We start from the raw sequence: 18,349 nt of genomic DNA on the forward strand, positions 1-18,349 counted from the left end.
CGAGCGGCGTGGTGAGGTTGTCCACAGGCCGTCGGAAGCCTGTGGATAACCTGTGGAAAGCCTCCCTGTGAGGCATCTTGCACGTCCCTGTAGCAAGTCCTGTTTTCGCAGTTCAAATGGGCTATAGGGGACTGGTGGCATAGTTATCCACAGGTGATGTGCATAACCTGTGTGCACAATGCCCCGCAGGGTTGGGGATGTGATGGTAAAGGTGTGTCCCCAAGGGTGGATCCCGGCATCCACCGTCACCCGGATACGGCATGCTGGGAGGGTCGGTCCGAGCCCGGGCCGACGCACGCGTCGGGTGTGGGGGAGTAGTTCGTGAGTGTCGCCGAGCAACGACCTGAAGAAGGCGGATACGAGCGCACCCCTCCGCACGACATTCAGGCGGAGCAGAGCGTCCTGGGGGGCATGCTCCTGTCCAAGGACGCCATCAGCCAGGTCGTCGAGATCATCCGCTCGGCCGACTTCTACCGACCCGCGCACCAGATCATCTACGAGAGCGTCGTCGACCTCTTCTCCCGTGGTGAGCCGGTCGACGCCATCTCGGTCAACGCCGAACTGACCAAACGCGGCGAGGCCACCCGTGTGGGCGGCGCCCCGTACCTGCACACGCTCACCGAGGCGATCCCCACCGCGGCCAACGCGGGCTACTACGCCAAGATCGTCTCGGACCGTGCCGTCCTGCGCCGCCTGGTCGAGGTGGGCACGCGCATCGCGCAGATCGGTTACTCCGGTGACGGTGAGGTCGACGACCTGGTCGACCACGCCCAGGCCGAGATCTACAAGGTCGCGGAGAAACGCACCGGCGAGGACTACGTCGTCCTCGGCGACATCATGCCGGGCGCCCTGGACGAGATCGAGGCCATCGGCGCCAACGACGGCAGCATGACCGGTGTCCCCACCGGCTTCGCCGACTTCGACGCGCTCACCAACGGGCTCCACCCCGGCCAGATGGTCATCATCGCCGCCCGTCCGGCCGTGGGTAAGAGCACCCTGGCCTTGGACTTCGCACGGGCGGCGTCCATCAAGAACGAGATGGCGTCCGTGTTCTTCAGCCTGGAGATGGGGCGCAACGAGATCGTCATGCGTCTTTTGTCGGCCGAGGCGCGGGTGCCCCTGCACACCATGCGCTCGGGTCTGATGACCGACGACGACTGGGCCCGCCTGGCGCGACGGATGGGCGAGGTGGCCGGCGCCCCGCTGTTCATCGACGACTCGCCGAACATGTCGATGATGGAGATCCGGGCCAAGTGCCGCCGGCTCAAGCAGCAGCACGACCTCAAGCTCGTGATCGTCGACTACCTCCAGCTGATGAGTTCACCCGGCCGGGTGGAGAGCCGCCAGCAGGAGGTCTCGGAGATGTCGCGTTCGCTCAAGCTCCTGGCCAAGGAGCTGGAGGTCCCGGTGATCGCGCTCTCCCAGCTGAACCGTGGCCCCGAGCAGCGTACGGACAAGCGTCCCCAGGTCTCCGACCTGCGTGAGTCGGGATCGATCGAGCAGGACGCGGACATGGTCATCCTGCTCTACCGCGAGGACGTGCACGACAAGGAGTCGCCGCGCGCCGGTGAGGCGGACATCATCGTGGCCAAGCACCGTAACGGTCCGACCGCCGACGTGACCGTGGCCTTCCAGGGCCACTACAGCCGCTTCGTCGACATGGCACCCGGCTAGAGGGCCCTCGGTCCGGCCGCGTGCCGGGGCCACCGGCGCACCGCGCACGACGGCCGGCGCTTTCCGACCGCGGACCGGTCGTCGTCGCCGGTTCCTCTACGGGGCGTGACCACTTCGGTCACGCCCCGTAGTAACGGTCAATCCATAAGTCGACTTATGTGCTGGCCGGAATGTCGACAAAGAGATTCGTCGACATGTCGCCGACCAGGCGCCCCTGCTCCAGTCGAAGACGGCGGCCGGTGAAGCGCTCACGCGTTCGGCGATCGTGGCTCACGATCACCAGAGTCCCGGCGTAGTGGGCGAGCGCCTCCTCCAGCTCCTCCACCAGGCCGGGGGAGAGGTGGTTGGTGGGCTCGTCCAAGAGCAGCAGGTCATGGGCGCCCGACGTCAGACGGGCCACCTCGATCCGTCGACGCTGCCCCACGGAGAGCGCCGCCACCGGTCGGTCGAGCGCGCCGTGCCGGAACAGTCCCAGCGCGGCCAACTCGTCCCGGTACTCCTCCGCGTGCCCGGGCCTCCCCGCGGCGTAGGCCCCCAGAACCGTGTGCCCGGCCACCGGGGGTGGATCCTCCTGACGCAACAGCCCCACGCGGCCGGACACGGTGGCCGTCCCCGTGTCGGGTGCGAGCTCTCCGGCCAGGATCCCGAGCAGCGTGGACTTGCCCGCTCCGTTCGGTCCGGTGACCAGCACGCGCTCGCCCCGAACGATCCGGAGCCCGGGCACGTGCAGTCGGTCGGCCACACGGACGTCGTCGAGGACGGCGGCCGTCCCCTCCGCGTCCCCGTCGCCGCCGGCGAACTCCGCGGTCATCCTCAGCGGCACCGGTGGGGGCGCCACCGGGTGCTGGAGCAACCTCTGCTCCCTCTCCTTGGCGTTGCGGATGCGCCCCATGGTCCCGTGGGCCGCGCCGCGCAGCCGGAAGGCGCCGTGTCCGAACGCCGCCTTCGCCATCCGGCGCGGGATGGCGTCCAGACGACGGGCGTTGCCGGACACGAGGCGGCGCTGCCGGGACAGCTCCTGTCGCCATTCCTCGTACTCGCGGATCCACCGTGCGCGGGCCGCCGCCCGCGCGGCGAGGTACCCGTGGTACCCGTTGCCGTGGCGCCGGATCCGACGGGTGTCGGCGTCCACCTCCAGCACAGTGTCGGTCACGCGGGCCAGGAAGGTCCGGTCGTGGGTGACGGCGACGACGGTCCCACGATGCCGGCGCAGACGTTCCTCCAACCAGACGACCGCGCGGTCGTCCAGGTCGTTGGTGGGCTCGTCCAGGAGGAGCAGTTCCGGATCGGAGGCCAACGTCGCCGCCAACGCCAGCCGCGAGCGTTCCCCGCCGGACAGGGTGACCAGCGGGCGGTCCCGGTCGAGGCCGGGGAGTCCGAGCCCGTGGAGGCCGGTGTCGACCCGGGTATCGGCGTCGTAGCCGCCCCGGGCCTCGAACCGGGCGACCAGCGCGGCGTAGGCGTCCATCTCCCGCTCGTCGGCGTCCGCGAGTGCGACCTCGGCGGAGTGGATGCGTCGCTCCAGGTCCCGCAGGTCCCGGAGCGCGGTGTCGATCACGTCGTCGACGGTCCCGGTGGGCACACCGCCGGGGACCGCGTCCAGGGACTGGGCGAGGTGGCCGATGCCTCCGGGTGCTCGGACGGTGAGTTCGCCGTTGTCGGGGCGCTCCTCTCCGGCGATCAACCGGAGGAGGGTGCTCTTGCCGGAGCCGTTGTCGCCGATGACGCCGACGCGTTCGCCGGGCGCGATGGTGAGGTCGACACGGTCCAGAACGGTGTGGTCCCCGTATCGCAGGGTGATCGCTTCGAGGGTGAGCCGGGATTGTCGGCGGTGGCGTGGTCCGAACATGGGGACCTCCTGTCGCGTCGGTGGGGTCGAGAACGTGGTGCGCGACGGGAGCGGGCCCGGTTTCGGACAACAGCATGGCGAGGTGTTGCTGTCCGGAAGACGATGAGCGCCGGTGCGATGACCTTCCCTGGTCGCGAGGAACGGACGCCGACGGAGCCGCGACCCCCCTTGGTGACGGTGGGCGCGCGGGGCTCGGAACGTGGGAGTCCGGTGCGGGAAGGATCTACGGCAACATGAATGAGACGGTACGTCTCGTCTCACTGGGGGGCAAGGGCTTTTTCGTGAGACCGGAGTCACTCTCGGTCGCGCCCGGAGCCCCTGGATTCGGACGTCTGTATCTTGCTTTATTGCCTTGCCGATTTGTCGACAAAGAGATCGGCCCCAGACGAAGAGGAGCCACCCGCGTGGTGCGGGTGGCTCCTCTTCGCGTGTGTCGGGCGGCGGCTAGAGCCAGCGCGCCTCGGGTCGCGTGCGTCCGTTCTCGTCGGTGATCAGAACCCAGTGCATGATCGGGTGCTCCGATGTGGTCGCGTCGGCGTCCTCACGCGGTCGAGGGACCTGCGTGGGCTGGGGGGCCAGGCCGGAAAGACGGTGGCTCTCGGCCGCGGATCGACTGCGCCGACGGGAGTTCAACGTGCGAGAGAGGTGCGGCGCGGGGTCGGTCCTGCGTGCCATGAAGCCTCCTCGTTTCCTGTGCGGATGACCCAGGTTAACCCTTTGTTCACCTTGGAGTCAATTCGGTACGCGGTGTCGCACCCTGCTGTGCGGCGCTTTCACCGTCACCCTCGCGCCCAAAGTGAACAGAAGGTGAACGAACGGGTAACCGCCCCCTACCCGGAGGCGGGTCGACCGAACCCGGACACGAAAAAGCACCCGCCTCCGAGGCGGGTGCTCTGAGCGTCGGGCGCGGGGCCGGTCACTCCTTGAAGATCAGTCCCACGACCTCGAGGTAGAGCTGCTCGGGGTAGGGAATGAAGTCGATCCTGCTGAGTGCCTGATCCTGACCGGCGGACTCCATGACGAAGGTTCCGTAACCGAGGAACCGTCCGAGCAGGGTGCGCTCGAACCGCATGTCCGTCACCTTGCCCAGCGGCATCATGTTCACCTGGCGGGTGATGAGGCCCGTGGTCAGCAGCAGCCGTGCGGACGTGATGACGAAGTAGTCCACCGACCACTCCGCGACCCGCCAGACGAACCACACCAGGACCAGCAGCCAGAGCCACCAGATGACGGCGAGGACCGCGCCCCCGCTCGGGCCGCTTCCGATCGTCTGGCTGAGGATCCCCGCGAGGATCAACGCTGCCAGCACGATCGCCACCGGACCGATGAGGACCGCGGGATGACGACGGATGGTCACCACGTCCTGCTCGTGCGGCAGGAGGTAGCGGTTGACCGACGCCGGTGCCGCGTTGCTGGAGGCTACGAGCTTCATGGCACCCGCTCTCTCGCGCCTACGGCAGCAGTGCGTTGACGAAGCGGGACATCGACTCCGCGCCGCCCATCAGGCCGCCCAGGGCGCTCTGGATCACCCCGGCCGCACTTTCCGGCTGCGTGAGCAGATAAAACGCTACGAAAAAGATGAGCGCGTAGCCGCCCCATTTCTTCAACTTCGCCACGACTGACTCCCCTTGGAATCCACCTGACCCACCGACCCAGCAGTGATTGTTGCATTGACCATCATGCCCGTAAAGCCTGAGGCGCACCCTCGGCGTGGCGTTATGTCGGACGTTCGCCACTTGCGGTCTGTGTCCGGTTCCGGTGGTGTTGTTATCCGTGAGAAAGACGGTCCGGAAAGTGCTTCCGCGCCCGAGCAGGTCAGGCGTGGTGCGGACGGCCGTCGAGTGTCCCCTGATGGGCGGATGGGCGACGCGGTGCGCCTTCGGGGCCCGCAGAGCGGTCCGGGGGAGCCGCCTTCGCGGCGCTTCCCGGTCTTCCCGAGTGGCGCATTCCGCGTGGCCGAAAAGGGCCGAACCCGGTCAGCGTTGTTCGGCGAAGGCCAGGGCCAGGACCTGGAGGTGCTGGCGCGCGATCCGTTCCACGAGGTCCGGGGTGGCGCGGCCGGTCACGTCCTGGGCGCCGTGTCGGGCGGCGTCGACGCAACGGGAGACGGTGCCGGAGTGGTGCACGTCCGAGAACTCCGAGGCGAGGCGACTGACGACAGGACTGAAGTGGGGGTCGCTGCCGGCCTGGGTGTTCGAGGGGGAGGGGTTCTCGGGCATCTCACTCCTTTTGGATTGCGGGGTGAACGGCACGGGGCGTGTGCGCATGGGGGCTATGCGTAGCCGCCGAGGGTTCGCTCGAACGCCGCCGCGAAAAGGGGCGGTGCGCTCGGGTATCGGTGGCCGGCACCCGTTGTGGGGTGGTTTCGGTCTGGTGCATCCACCCGGTTACGGGTGGTCAGGAACCATGATCACCCTAATCTGTTACGTTCCAATCTCGAAATGAATTCGGCTAATACAGCACCGTGTCTCTGGGGCGTCGGTCGAGCAGGGTCGACCTGGGGCGACGTGGGTCGGGGGCACGGCCTGAGGCCTTAATGCCCGATTTTCGGCCGTTCATTCACTCTCGCACAAAGGAACCGAAAAAGCGCCCGATCGGTTCACTGATCGGGCGCTCGCAGGGCGGGTGCGGCGACGCCGCGGGGCCTGGGGTCAGGAGCAGCCGTAGAGACGGTCGCCCGCGTCGCCGAGCCCCGGGAGGATGAACCCGTTCTCGTCCAGGCGCTCGTCCACGGCGGCGGTCACCACGCGGAGCGTGGCCCCGTGGTCCTCGGGCAGGGACTCCTCCAGCTTGCGCTCCACCGCGACCAGACCCTCGGGCGCCGCCAGCAGGCAGATCGCGGTGATGTGGTCGGCGCCGCGCTCGACCAGCAGCTTCAGGGCCGCGGCCAGGGTGCCGCCGGTGGCCAGCATGGGGTCCAGCACGTAGCACTGGCGCCCGGACAGGTCCTGGGGCAGCCGGTCCGCGTAGGTCGCGGGCTGGAGGGTCTCCTCGTCGCGGGCCATGCCGAGGAAGCCGACCTCGGCCGTGGGCAGCAGACGGGTCATGCCGTCGAGCATGCCGAGACCCGCGCGCAGGATCGGCACGACGAGCGGGGTCGGACGCGACAGTTGGATTCCGGTGGTCTGCACGAGCGGGGTGTCGAGGGTGACCTCTGTCACTCGGACATCCCGCGTCGCCTCGTAGGCGAGCAGGGTCACCAGCTCGTCGGTCAGCCGTCGGAAGGTCGGTGAGTCGGTCCGCACGTCGCGCAGGGTGGTCAGTTTGTGCGAGACCAAGGGGTGGTCGACGACCAGGGTTTCCAAAACGTTCTCCGGGTGAGCTGGGACAACAGGACGATGCATGGGTGGAGGGACCGGCACGAGTCTAACCGCGCGTATCCCCCGGACCGGGGCAACCGCGACGTGCCGCCATCGGCTCCCTCCCTCGTACGGAGTGTCCGGATCGGGGGGAAGAGGGGTGGGATCGCACGCGGGGGCGCGCGGGAGGCGCCTGTCATGAGAACGTGGTCCGATCCACGGCGGACGAACGAGGCTGCGAGGTGTGAGTGATCGCTACCATGACACTCGCACGGGCGGGTCTGCTCCCCTCGTCCGCACCGATACACCGTCCGGGTTGGGGTGACGATGACAGTGCTCGATCATGGTGACGACGACTCGGGTGACTTTGCGGCCGTCGCGTACAGGGAAGAGGAGTACTGGGATGTCGATCTCCTCCCCATCGCGTTGGTCCACGACCTCAAGGGCCTGATCCACGCCCTGCGGCAGCAGCCGAGCATCAGTGGGTCCCTCGGCCTGGTGTCCGTCGGTGACGACTTCTTCATCATCGTCCGGGTGTACGGGGAGGACGTCTCCCTCTTCCTGTCCGACGTGACCGCCTCGGTGGACTGGCAGGTGGCCAGGGACGTCCTCGACCACCTGGACATCGACCTGCCCGACGACGACGATCTCGACCAGGTCCTGCCCGCGGGCGACCTGTCGGTGGTCGCGGATCTGGGGCTGGACGAGATGGAGCTGGGCGCCCTGGCGGGTGATCTGGACCTGTACCCCGACGAGGTGCTCGCCAGCGTGTCCGAGCGGCTCGGATTCGCCCAGGCCTTTCAGCGTGTCCTCGACGGTATGGGGTAAGGACGCCACGGAAGCGACCTGGAGAGACGGGAGGGTGGTCCGTGTCGACCTTCGCAGCTGTCTTCGCACCCAACGGCAGAGCCTGGCGCGGAGCCGAGGTCGATCTCGATGACGTCGAGGTCATCGATGACATCACCGACCTCATGCTGGACTACGAGACGGAGTGGGGCAGCGACATGGCCCTGCTCTTCGTCGAGGCGGACGACGAGTGGTTCGCCGTCGTGCGCGTGGACGAGACGGGTTCCGACCCGCGTGTCTACCTGTCCGACGGGCGGGTCGTCCACGACCATCCGATGGCCGAGATCCTGTCCGTGGCCGGTGGCCTGGGCAGTCCCCGGCCCTCCGAGAGCACGAGCGGTCGACCGGACCCGCGTCCCGACGGCGATGACGACCTGCTCGCCGACTTCGGGGTCCCGGCCGACGAGTTGAGGTCTCTGTCCGCCGGTGGCGGCGTACTGCCCGGCGACGTGCTCGCGGTGGTGGCCGAACGCTCCGGTTTCGCCGACCTTCTCGACGCGATGCGCCTGTGACCGGCGCCCTCGACCGCGCCGCGGTCGACGCGGCGATGCTCCTGGCCCTGGACGAGGCCGGGCTCGCCCTGGAGACGGACGACGTCCCCGTCGGCGCGGTCGTGCTGGGGCCGGACGGAACGGTGCTGGGACGCGGCCACAACGAACGTGAGGCCACGGGCGACCCGACCGGGCACGCGGAGGTGCTGGCGCTGCGCGCGGCGGCCCAGGAGCGCGGTGAGTGGCGCCTGAGCGGCTGCACGCTCGTCGTGACCCTGGAGCCGTGTGTGATGTGCGCGGGCGCCACCGTGCTGGCCCGGGTGGATCGCCTGGTCTACGGGGCGCGCGACGCCAAGGCAGGCGCGGTCGGATCGATGTGGGACCTGGTCCGCGACCCCCGGCAGAACCACCGTCCGGAAGTGATTCCACCCGACCTGATCAGCGAGAACGTCGCTGAAAGATGCTCGTCCCTGCTCAGTCGGTTTTTCGCACGCCGCCGTATCCGGTAGAGTTCCTCTCGGTGGAGTCGCCTAGTGGCCGATGGCGCCCGCCTCGAAAGCGGGTAAGGGGCAACCCTTCGAGGGTTCAAATCCCTCCTCCACCGCCACCAGCCGCCCCCGGTACGCCGGGGGCGGTTTTTTCGTGCCCGCGGACCTCAGGCCCGGTCGCGGTCGTCCTCCGGGCCGGGTGCGTCCTCGGGGGTGTCCGCGAGTTCGGCGATGGCCTGGTCCAGCCAGTTCACCCAGAAGAGCTCCATGTCGACGCCGCCCTGCAGCACCAGTGCCTGGACCCGGTCGCGTTCGGTGCCCCGGCCGCGGGCCGTGTCCCGACGCTGGAACTCGCGGTACTCGGCGAGCCGGGCGCCGTGCAACGCGCGATGGCGGCGCAGTTCGGCCAGGAAGTCGGCGTCCACGCCCACGACCCCGGTGGCGCGCAGCCGCAGCATGAGGGTGTCGCGCAGGGCGCGAGGCTGTTCGTTCTCGCCGACCCACCGTTCCAGCTCGGCCCGGCCCGCGGGCAGCACCTCGTACTCCTTGCGCCGCCCCCGGGTGGGGGAGTCGGTCGGCAGGGCGCGGATGAACGCGTTCTTCTCCAGCTTGCCCAGCTCGCGATAGATCTGCTGGTGGGTGGCGGACCAGAAGTACCCGATGGAACGGTCGAAGCGCCGGGTCAGCTCCAGGCCCGAGGAGGGCTTCTCCAGCAGGGCGGTGAGGATCGCGTGGGGCAGGGACATGAGCGCATTCTAGGAAGGGTGCGGGCCGGGCCGGAGTGGTCCGGCCCGCACCCGCGAGCGGTCACAGTGAGGCGGCCAGTTCGGTCCCCTGTTTGATGGCGCGCTTGGCGTCGAGTTCGGCGGCCACGTCGGCCCCGCCGATGACGTGCACGGTGCGCCCGGCCGCGGTGAGCGCGTCGGCGAGGTCGCGGCGCGGGTCCTGCCCGGCGCACAGGACGACGGTGTCCACGTCCAGGACCCGGTCCTCGCCGTCCACGGTGACGTGCAGGCCCTCGTCGTCGATCCGGCGGTAGTCGGCGCCGGCGACCATCTCCACGCCCCGGTGGCGCAGTTCCAGGCGGTGGATCCATCCGGTGGTCTTGCCCAGGTCCTTGCCGACCTTGCTGGTCTTGCGCTGGAGGAGGTGGACCCTGCGCGGCGGTGTGACGCGTTCGGGGGCGCGCAGGCCGCCACGCTCCCGGTAGTCGAGGTCCACGCCCCACTGCCGGAAGAAGACCTCCGGTTCACTGCTCGCCTCCTCCCCGGTGTCGGTCAGGAACTCGGCGACGTCGAAGCCGATACCGCCCGCGCCGATGATCGCGACCTTCGCGCCGACCTCGGCGCCGCCGCGCAGCACGTCGACGTAGCCGACCACGCTGGGGTGGTCGACGCCGGGGATCGCGGGGGTGCGGGGGCTGACACCGGTGGCGAGCACGACCTCGTCGTACCCGTCGAGGTCGGCGGCGGTGACGTGTGTGTCCAGACGCACGTCGACACCGTGGCGGTCGAGCTGGACGCGGTAGTAGCGGAGGGTCTCGTCGAACTCCTGCTTGCCGGGCACCCGGCGGGCCATGTTGAGCTGTCCGCCGATTTCGGCTGCGGCGTCGAACAGGGTGACGGTGTGGCCGATGCTCGCCGCGGACACCGAGAAGGCGAGTCCGGCGGGGCCGGCGCCGACCACGGCGACGTTCTTGCGGACCTTGGTGGGGGAGAGCACCAGTTCGGTCTCGTGGCAGGCGCGCGGGTTCACCAGGCAGGAGGTGATCTTGAGGTTGAAGGTGTGGTCGAGGCAGGCCTGGTTGCAGCCGATGCAGGTGTTGATCTCCTCGGGCTTCCCGGCGGCGGCCTTGGCGACGAAGTCGGCGTCGGCCAGCATCGGGCGGGCGAGGGAGACCATGTCGGCCCGGCCCTCGGCGATGATGCTCTCGGCGACCTCGGGGGTGTTGATGCGGTTGACCGCCACCACCGGGACGGTCAGCTCCTTCTTGAGGCGTTCGGTGATCCAGGTGTAGGCGCCGCGGGGGACGGACGTGGCGATGGTGGGCACCCTGGCCTCGTGCCAACCGATGCCGGTGTTGACGATGTCGGCGCCGGCGGCCTCCACGCGGCGGCCGAGCTCGACGACCTCGTCGAAGGTGGAGCCGTCGGGGACCAGGTCCAGCATCGACAGCCGGTAGATGACGATGAAGTCGGTGCCCACACGCTCGCGCACCCGCCGCAGGATCTCCAGGGGCAGGCGGACCCGGCCGTCGAAGGAGCCGCCCCAGCGGTCCTCGCGCTTGTTGGTGGCGGGGGCGATGAACTGGTTGATGAGGTAGCCCTCGGAGCCCATGATCTCGACGCCGTCGTACCCCGCGCGTCGGGCGAGTTCGGCGCAGTGGGCGAAGTCCTCGATGGTGCGCTCGATCTCCTCATTGGTGAGGGCGTGCGGCACGAAGGGGCTGATCGGGGCCTGGAGGGCGCTGGCGGAGACGGACTCCTCACTGAAGGCGTAGCGGCCGGTGTGCAGGATCTGCATGGCGATCCTGCCGCCGTCGCGGTGCACGGCCTCCGTGATGACGCGGTGCTCCTCCACCTCCTCCTCCGTGGTGAGTTTGGCGCTGCCGGTGAAGGTGGCGCCCTCCGGGTTGGGGGCGATGCCGCCGGTGACGATCAGACCGACACCGCCACGGGCGCGCTCGGCGTAGAAGGCGGCCATCCTCTCGAAACCGTGGGGGGCCTCCTCCAGACCGACGTGCATGGAGCCCATGATCACGCGGTTCCTGAGGGTGGTGAAGCCCAGGTCCAGGGGTTCCAGAAGGTGGGGGTAGTCGCTCATCGCTTCTCCTCGCGCGGTGCCTCGGGGTCGGTGTCCGGCCGACCCGCCCTCATTATGCAACAAGTTGCAAAAGGAGTCGAGAGTCCACCCGAGAAGGTGCGCACGGGCTCGCAGGGGAGGGGAGCGTGGCCGGAGGGGCCACGGGAAGAAGGGCGGGGCGTGCGGTGCCCCGGCCGTCGCCGGTCTCCGTGGTCCGGCCGTCGCCGAGCACGACCCGGCGCGGATTCCCGTCCCTTCCGGTCCCCGAGCGTCCCCACCGGTCCGCCGCGCTCCCGACCCTGGGGAAAGGCCACGGTGCGACCACCCCGGCACACGTCGGGCCGCCCCCGAGGGGACGGCCTCCGTCGGGACGTGGGAGCTCAGAACTCCTCGTAGACCGCCGGGTCCTGACCCTTGGTCCGACCGTCCTCCCTGCCCAGGGCGCTGATCGCGGCCATCTCGTCCTGGGAGAGCTCGAAGTCGAAGATCTCCTGGTTCTCCCGTTGGTGCTCCGGACCCGTCGCCTTGGGCAGCGGAACCGACCCCAGTTGGTGGTGCCAGCGCAGAATGACCTGCGCGGTGCTCCGACCGTGGTCCTGGGCCACGCGCGCGATCACCGGCTCGGAGAGCACCGCGTTGGCCCGGCCCAGCGGACTCCACGACTGTGTGCGCACGCCATGGCGTTCGTGGAACGCGCGCAGCCGCCACTGGGTGAAGTACGGGTGCAGCTCCACCTGGTTGACCGCCGGCATCACCCCGGTCTCCTCGGCGACCCGTTCCAGGTGCTCGGGGAGGAAGTTGCACACCCCCACCGAACGGATCAGGCCGCGAGCGCGCAGGTCGACCAGCGCCCGCCAGGCCTCCACGTACCTTTCCTGCCGGGGGTTGGGCCAGTGGATCAGGTAAAGGTCGAAGTACTCCAGCCCGGCCCGGTACAGCGACTCCTCGACCGTGGCGACGGCCTGGTCGTAGGCGTGGTGGCGCCCCGGAAGCTTGGAGACCACCCGGAGTTCCTCCCGCGGGACCGGCGAGCGCCGCACGGCCTCGCCCACCGCGCCCTCGTTCTCGTAGTTGAACGCCGAGTCCAGCAGGCGGTAGCCCCGCTCGATCGCGCCGACCATCGAGTCCACCCCCCGGGCACCGTTGAGCTTGTAGGTGCCGAATCCGAGGGCGGGCATCGTGGTCCCGTCCAGCAGCGTGTACGTCCCGATCACAGTGGTCCCCTCAAGAGCGTCGTCCGGTGGACGCTACCCAGGGGGTGTCGGGGCGAATCGGCCACCGGACCGTGTGGCGTTCCCGTGCATCCGCGCGCACCGCTCCTAGCGTGGATCGGGGGCGCGCGGCCCCCGGTCGCACCGTGTCCCCGGGAGGATCCGACTTGAGCAGGAACACCGTCGCCGAACAGCTCGTCCGCACCCTCATCGGTGCCGGGGTCACCCGCATCTACGGGGTGGTGGGGGACAGCCTCAACCCGGTGGTGGACGCGGTGCGCGAGACCGAGGGCATCGAGTGGATCCACGTCCGCAACGAGGAGACCGCCGCCTTCGCCGCCGCCGCACAGGCCCAGATCGACGGTGGTCTCGCGGTGTGCGCGGGTTCCTGCGGCCCCGGCAACACCCACCTGGTCCAGGGGCTCTACGACGCACAGCGCAGTGGGGTGCCCGTGCTGGCCCTGGCCTCACACATCCCCTCGCACCAGATCGGCACCGGCTTCTTCCAGGAGACGCACCCCGAGCGGCTCTTCGGCGACGTCACCGAGTTCCGCGAGATGGTCGCGCACCCGGACCAGATGCCGCGGCTGGCGCGGGTGGCCGTCCAACACGCCCTCGGCACTCCCGGCGTGGCCGTCCTCGTCCTGCCGGGCGACGTGGCGGGTCAGAGGGCGACCGGGCCCGCCGACGCCACCCCCGTGACCGCCGGGCACGCCACCGTCTGGCCCGGCGCGGACGACGTGCGCGAGCTCGCCCGGCGCATCAACGAGGCCGACAAGGTCGCCCTGTTCTGCGGTGCGGGGGTACGTGGCGCGCACGAGGAGGTCATCGCGCTCGCAGAGAAGCTCAAGTCCCCGGTCGGGCACACCCTGCGCGGCAAGGAGTGGATCCAGTACGAGAACCCCTATGACGTGGGCATGATCGGTCTGCTCGGATACGGGGCGTGTGACGACGCCCTCCAGGAGGCCGACCTCACGATCCTGCTGGGCTGCGACTTCCCCTACGACGACTTCCTGCCCAAGAAGAACGTCGTCCAGGTGGACCGTGATCCGCGGCGTCTGGGCCGCCGCGTTCCCCTGAAGCTCGGGGTGCAGGGCGACGTCGCCGCCACCCTGCGCGCCATGCGACCGGCCGTCCAGGTCAAGAACGACGTGCGCTTCCTCGACGCGATGCTGCGGCGCCACGAGCGGGCCCTGACCCGGGTGGTGGACGCCTACACCAAGGACATCGAGCACCACACCCCGATCCATCCCGAGTACGTCGCCCGGCACCTGGACGAAGCGGCCCCCGACGACACCGTCTTCACCGTCGACACCGGCATGAACAACGTGTGGGCGGCCCGGTACCTCACACCCAACGGCCGCCGCCGCGTCATCGGCTCCTTCACCCACGGCACCATGGCCAACGCCCTGCCGCACGCCATCGGGGCCGCCTACGCCGCCCCGGACCGCAAGATCGTCTCCCTGTCCGGGGACGGTGGGCTGAGTATGCTGCTCGGTGAACTCATCACCGTCCGCCAGCACCACCTGCCGATCACGACGGTGGTGTTCAACAACTCCTCGCTCGGCATGGTGCGGCTGGAGATGATGGTGGACGGCATGCCGGCCACCCAGACCGACCACCCGCCGGTGGACTACGCCGCGGTGGCCGAGGCCGTGGGCATGCGAGCGATCCGGGTGACGGACCCCCGCGAGGTGCGGTCGGCGCTGGAGGAGGCCCTGGCGGCCGACGCGCCGGTGCTGGTGGACGTGGTCACCGACCCGAACGCGCTGTCGATTCCCTCCCGGATCACCGCCGACCAGGTCACCGGGTTCGCCCTGTCCGCGGGCCGCACGGTGCTCCGGGGCGGGGTGGGGTCGATGATCGACCTCGCCCGCTCCAACCTCCGGAACATCCCGAGGCCGTAGGGCGGCCCCGGGGGGCCGGTCCCCGGCCCCCGGTCACCGGGTCACGGCCGTAGGTCGCCGTTGTCCAGCCAACCCGTCGCCAGGGGCTGGCCGTCCCCCTCCGTCAACACGTACGCCACCGACGGGGGCACCTCCGCGTCCAGCGGTTCGTAGACGGTGTAACCGGAACCGCCGCCCGCCTCCTCGACGTCCGGGGCGAGCAGGATCCGCTGGCCTGAGGGGTGGAAGAAGACGGGCACCAGGAGCGGTGAGTCCTCGTCGGAGGTGTACGGGAAGAGGGTGATCCCGTCGACCCCCTCCGGTGGCCCGGCCTGCGCCGACCTGGTGACGGGGTTCTTCTCCGGGCCCCGGTAGGCGCTGAGGAGCGCCGGGGAACCGTCGTCGAAGTACACGGCGTAGGTGATCAGCTGCTCGGGCACGCCGTCCCCGTCCCCGTCCTCGGTCTCCGGACCGGTCCAGCTGATCCGGGCGACGTGGCCGGTGCCCCCGCTGAGCGGTTCGTCCAGGGCGCCCGCGAGATCCGGGGCGATCTCCAGGGAGTCGTCCAGGAGGAATTCATCCGAACTCCGCCAGCCGGACCTGTACTGGCTGTCCCACATCGGCCGCAAGGAGACCAGCGTCTCCTCCGTGGGGAGAGTCGTGTGGCAGTCCCTGTCCCACTCGCCCACGCACACGCGAGCGATTTCGTCGACCGAATAGACGTTTCTGGCGCCGTCCCGGTAGCGGATCAACGGCCTGGTCCCGGGCGACTCCCTTCTCGCCCACCATTTCCGGGGGACGGAGCGCACGTGCTCGAAGTGGTCTCCCTCGGGCTGTTCCAGCTCCTCGGTGACCACCCCGCCGTCGGCGTACCTGATCTCCTCGATGTCCGCCGCGCCCTCCGGGAAGAGCCAGACGTTGTCGAAGTGACCCTCCTTGACCGGCCGCACCCGCACCGCCGCGACATTCTGGTCGAAGGGGAACGGACCACGGACATCGGTCTTCTCCTCGTCCTCCTCTCCCTCCTCGGCCTCGTAGCTCCACTCGACCCAGGTCTGCTGGGTCTGTCCCTCGTCGTCCAGGCTGATGAGGACGGCTGACATCTCCTGGTGGGGGTACTCACCCGAACGGAACTCCACGCTGTCCGCCCACAGCACGTGGCAGAGGCTTCTCACGTCGGGGCAGACCTCGCTCCGCGCGTCGTCGAGGAAGTCGTCCATGCCCTCGGGGTGCTGTGGGTCGGGCCAGTGTTCCCGAAGTTCCCTCAGCAGGGTCGCACTGTGGGGATCCAACTCCTCCTCGTCGCCGCCGAGCACCGCCCACCCCAGGACGAGGACGGTGACGAGGCCGATGGCCAGGATCCACCGGTAACGGATCGGCTTCCACAGGGGGGTGACCGGGGGGCTGGGGGATTTCTCTGAGGTCACGGGTGCTCTTCTGTCAGCGGATGGGGACGTCCGTGTAGACGTGTGCGCTCGTCCAAAAGTTCGGCGGAGCCGGGGCGGTCCCCGGGCCCGGAGGGAACGGGGTACCCCGGACGGAAGGGCCCCACCAACGACGAAGGCCCCGATCGCTGTGCGATCGGGGCCTTCGTTCCTCTGGCGGAGGATAGGGGATTCGAACCCCTGAGGGCTTGCACCCAACACGCTTTCCAAGCGTGCGCCCTAGGCCACTAGGCGAATCCTCCGCGAACAACTCTACAGGCATTCGGGAGTGCTTCGAACGGGTCCCGCGCGATCGATGGGCGGGGTCGCTCCCAGGTTGCGGCGGTGCCGGTGTCGGATACACTCTGGGGCAGACCCCTCGTGCGGCGTCACCCTATGAACCTCCCCAGGGCCGGAAGGCAGCAAGGATAAATAGGCTCTGGCGGGTGCGCGGGGGGTCCTTTCTTGTTCTCGGGGGCACTTGCCCCGGATCCGCCCCTCCCGGTTTCCCGGACCCGGCACGAGTTGTCACCCCCAGCGGGTTGAATGGGACCGTGGCAGGGACCAGGGGAGTGATCACGCCGTGAGCATCGCGCTGTACCGCAAGTACCGTCCCGCGACGTTCGGTGAGGTGCGCGGACAGGAACACGTGACCGACCCGCTGCGCCAGGCGCTGCGGAGCGGACGCATCAACCACGCCTACCTCTTCAGTGGGCCGCGCGGCTGCGGCAAGACCACCAGCGCGCGCATCCTCGCGCGCTCCCTCAACTGCGCCGAGGGACCCACCCCGGACCCCTGCGGCACCTGCGATTCCTGTGTGTCGCTCGCCCCCGACGGCGGCGGCAGCATCGACGTGATCGAGATCGACGCCGCCTCGCACGGTGGCGTGGACGACGCCCGTGACCTGCGCGAACGTGCCTTCTTCTCGCCGGTCAGCTCGCGCTACAAGATCTACATCATCGACGAGGCGCACATGGTGACCCGCGAGGGTTTCAACGCGCTGCTCAAACTCGTCGAGGAACCTCCGCCGCACCTGAAGTTCGTGTTCGCGACCACCGAACCCGAGAAGGTCATCGGCACGATCCGTTCGCGGACCCACCACTACCCCTTCCGGCTGATCCCGCCGAGCACCCTCAAGGAGCTCATGGAGGACCTCCTCAAGGAGGAGGAAGTGAGCTACGATCCGGCCGCGCTGCCGTTGGTGGTGCGCGCGGGCGCGGGTTCGGCGCGCGACACGCTGTCCGTCCTGGACCAGCTCATCGCCGGTTCGGACGAGGGCGGCATCACCCGTGAGGGCGCCGTCTCCCTGCTCGGCTACACCGACTCCAGCCTGCTCGGTGCCATGGTCGACGCCCTGGGCTCCCGTGACGGGGCCGCCGTGTTCGGTCTGGTCGACCGAGTGGTGGAGGGCGGCCACGATCCTCGCCGCTTCACCACCGACCTCCTGGAGCGCTTCCGTGACCTGGTGGTGCTCGCCGCGGTTCCGGACGCCATCGACAAGGGTCTGGTCAACGTCTCCCCGGAGTCGGTGGACCAGATGAAGGAGCAGGCCTCCCGGCTGGGTCCGGCGGAACTGTCCCGGGCGGCGGAGATCCTCAATCACGGCCTCACGGAGATGCGGGGCGCCACCGCGCCGCGCCTGCTCCTGGAGTTGCTGTGTTCGCGGATCCTCCTGCCCGCCACCGACGGTGACCAGACCGCGCTGCTGGCCCGGCTGGAGCAGATGGAGCGCCGACTGGCCTCCGGTGCGGTGGCCTCGGCCGACCTCGGGCGTCAGGCGCCGGCCGCCCCGGCGCCCGCGGCTCCGGTGGCGCAGGCCCCCGCCGCGCCCCCGGCGTCCGCTCCGCAGACCCCTGCCCGGCCCGAACCCGAGCCCGAGCGTCAGGCACAGGCGCCGCAGCCCGCGCCGTCGCGGCCCGCCGAGCCGGCCCCGCGCCAGGCCTCCCGCAACGAACCCTCCGGCTGGGACGCCCCGGCGCCCGCCCGATCCCGGACGGCCCCCCAACAGGGCGCGCCTTCCGGTGGGGGCGGTGGGCCGGTGGACCTCGGCCGGCTCCAGGGTGCCTGGCACCAGGTCATGGAGGCGGTCAAGGGCCGTCGCCGGTTCACCTGGATGATGCTCCACGGCAGTGACGTGCAGCCGGTCGGGGTCGAGGGCAACACCGTCCTGCTCGGCTTCAGCAAGCCCAACGAGGCCAAGGGTTTCAGCAACAGCGGCAGCGATCAGGTCGTCGCGGGGGCGATCCAGCAGGTGCTGGGCGCCGAGATGCGGGTGGCCCCCGCAGGTACGGGCGGTCTCGCGCAGGCGCGCCGCCCCCAGCCCGCGCCGCGCCCGGCCGAGCCCGCGGGGTGGGACGCCCCTCCCGCTCAGTCCGCGCC

Annotated in this window: 16 protein-coding genes, 2 tRNA genes and 1 other RNA gene; 8 read left to right on the plus strand and 11 right to left on the minus strand. The window is 69.7% G+C overall.

The features are described from left to right. Window positions 1-321: 321 nt before the first annotated feature. On the plus strand, window positions 322-1,674 hold the full coding sequence (dnaB, locus tag DSY14_RS06640) for a replicative DNA helicase (protein WP_211715571.1): 1,353 nt from the start codon (window positions 322-324) through the stop codon (window positions 1,672-1,674). A 154-nt stretch (window positions 1,675-1,828) separates the two neighbouring features. Here dnaB and abc-f read toward each other — a convergent pair whose 3' ends face one another. The 6 genes from abc-f to upp all read right to left on the minus strand — a co-directional run bounded on the left by abc-f (window position 1,829) and on the right by upp (window position 6,828). Next, window positions 1,829-3,523, minus strand: a complete 1,695-nt coding sequence (gene abc-f, locus DSY14_RS06645) for a ribosomal protection-like ABC-F family protein (protein WP_211715572.1) — start codon at window positions 3,521-3,523, stop codon at window positions 1,829-1,831. Between the two features lie 444 nt (window positions 3,524-3,967). Continuing rightward, window positions 3,968-4,198, minus strand: a complete 231-nt coding sequence (locus tag DSY14_RS06650; protein ID WP_211715573.1) for a hypothetical protein — start codon at window positions 4,196-4,198, stop codon at window positions 3,968-3,970. Window positions 4,199-4,439: 241 nt separating this feature from the next. Further along, a complete protein-coding gene (locus DSY14_RS06655; protein ID WP_211715574.1) occupies window positions 4,440-4,955 on the minus strand; it encodes a PH domain-containing protein in 516 nt (171 codons plus the stop codon). Between the two features lie 19 nt (window positions 4,956-4,974). Continuing rightward, on the minus strand, window positions 4,975-5,139 hold the full coding sequence (locus DSY14_RS06660; protein ID WP_211715575.1) for a hypothetical protein: 165 nt from the start codon (window positions 5,137-5,139) through the stop codon (window positions 4,975-4,977). A 360-nt stretch (window positions 5,140-5,499) separates the two neighbouring features. Beyond that, window positions 5,500-5,742, minus strand: a complete 243-nt coding sequence (locus DSY14_RS06665) for a hypothetical protein (protein WP_211715576.1) — start codon at window positions 5,740-5,742, stop codon at window positions 5,500-5,502. Between the two features lie 432 nt (window positions 5,743-6,174). Continuing rightward, window positions 6,175-6,828, minus strand: a complete 654-nt coding sequence (gene upp, locus DSY14_RS06670) for a uracil phosphoribosyltransferase (RefSeq protein ID WP_211715577.1) — start codon at window positions 6,826-6,828, stop codon at window positions 6,175-6,177. 321 nt (window positions 6,829-7,149) lie between these two features. On the opposite strand from upp, the gene DSY14_RS06675 reads away from it, so the two are divergent. The 4 genes from DSY14_RS06675 (at window position 7,150) to DSY14_RS06690 (ending at window position 8,766) form a co-directional block, all read left to right on the plus strand. Further along, on the plus strand, window positions 7,150-7,650 hold the full coding sequence (locus DSY14_RS06675; RefSeq protein WP_211715578.1) for a tRNA adenosine deaminase-associated protein: 501 nt from the start codon (window positions 7,150-7,152) through the stop codon (window positions 7,648-7,650). 41 nt (window positions 7,651-7,691) lie between these two features. After that, entirely contained in the window at window positions 7,692-8,180 is a 489-nt protein-coding gene (locus tag DSY14_RS06680; protein WP_211715579.1) for a tRNA adenosine deaminase-associated protein, read from the plus strand. A gap of 35 nt (window positions 8,181-8,215) precedes the next feature. Then, window positions 8,216-8,668: a nucleoside deaminase gene (locus DSY14_RS06685; RefSeq protein ID WP_211715589.1), complete on the plus strand. Its 453-nt coding sequence runs from the start codon at window positions 8,216-8,218 to the stop codon at window positions 8,666-8,668. A 10-nt stretch (window positions 8,669-8,678) separates the two neighbouring features. Further along, window positions 8,679-8,766 (plus strand) — tRNA-Ser (locus tag DSY14_RS06690). 48 nt (window positions 8,767-8,814) lie between these two features. Here the strand turns inward: DSY14_RS06690 and DSY14_RS06695 are convergent. From DSY14_RS06695 to DSY14_RS06705, 3 genes are all read right to left on the minus strand, one after another. Then, the gene (locus DSY14_RS06695) at window positions 8,815-9,393 is read right to left on the minus strand and encodes a PadR family transcriptional regulator (RefSeq protein ID WP_211715580.1); all 579 of its coding nucleotides are present in this window, start codon (window positions 9,391-9,393) and stop codon (window positions 8,815-8,817) included. Between the two features lie 61 nt (window positions 9,394-9,454). Then, entirely contained in the window at window positions 9,455-11,470 is a 2,016-nt protein-coding gene (locus DSY14_RS06700) for an FAD-dependent oxidoreductase (protein ID WP_211715581.1), read from the minus strand. A gap of 359 nt (window positions 11,471-11,829) precedes the next feature. Further along, window positions 11,830-12,663 (minus strand): aldo/keto reductase, encoded by an 834-nt coding sequence (locus tag DSY14_RS06705; RefSeq protein ID WP_307851142.1) that lies wholly within the window; start codon window positions 12,661-12,663, stop codon window positions 11,830-11,832. Window positions 12,664-12,827: 164 nt separating this feature from the next. Between DSY14_RS06705 and DSY14_RS06710 the strand changes: the two genes are divergently transcribed. Next, complete coding sequence (locus tag DSY14_RS06710; RefSeq protein ID WP_211715582.1) at window positions 12,828-14,567, plus strand: pyruvate dehydrogenase; 1,740 nt, start codon at window positions 12,828-12,830, stop codon at window positions 14,565-14,567. Between the two features lie 41 nt (window positions 14,568-14,608). Here the strand turns inward: DSY14_RS06710 and DSY14_RS06715 are convergent, their stop codons facing one another. Both DSY14_RS06715 and DSY14_RS06720 read right to left on the minus strand, forming a co-directional pair. Beyond that, complete coding sequence (locus DSY14_RS06715; RefSeq protein WP_211715583.1) at window positions 14,609-15,973, minus strand: hypothetical protein; 1,365 nt, start codon at window positions 15,971-15,973, stop codon at window positions 14,609-14,611. A 172-nt stretch (window positions 15,974-16,145) separates the two neighbouring features. Beyond that, window positions 16,146-16,233 (minus strand) — tRNA-Ser (locus tag DSY14_RS06720). A gap of 107 nt (window positions 16,234-16,340) precedes the next feature. Here DSY14_RS06720 and ffs point away from each other — a divergent pair. Continuing rightward, window positions 16,341-16,436, plus strand: an RNA gene (gene ffs, locus DSY14_RS06725) — signal recognition particle sRNA small type. Between the two features lie 117 nt (window positions 16,437-16,553). Beyond that, window positions 16,554-18,349 (plus strand): DNA polymerase III subunit gamma and tau (locus DSY14_RS06730; RefSeq protein WP_211715584.1); only part of this gene is annotated, 1,796 nt, incomplete at its 3' end.

Source organism: Nocardiopsis sp. MG754419 (assembly GCF_018207095.1).
GTDB lineage: Bacteria > Actinomycetota > Actinomycetes > Streptosporangiales > Streptosporangiaceae > Nocardiopsis.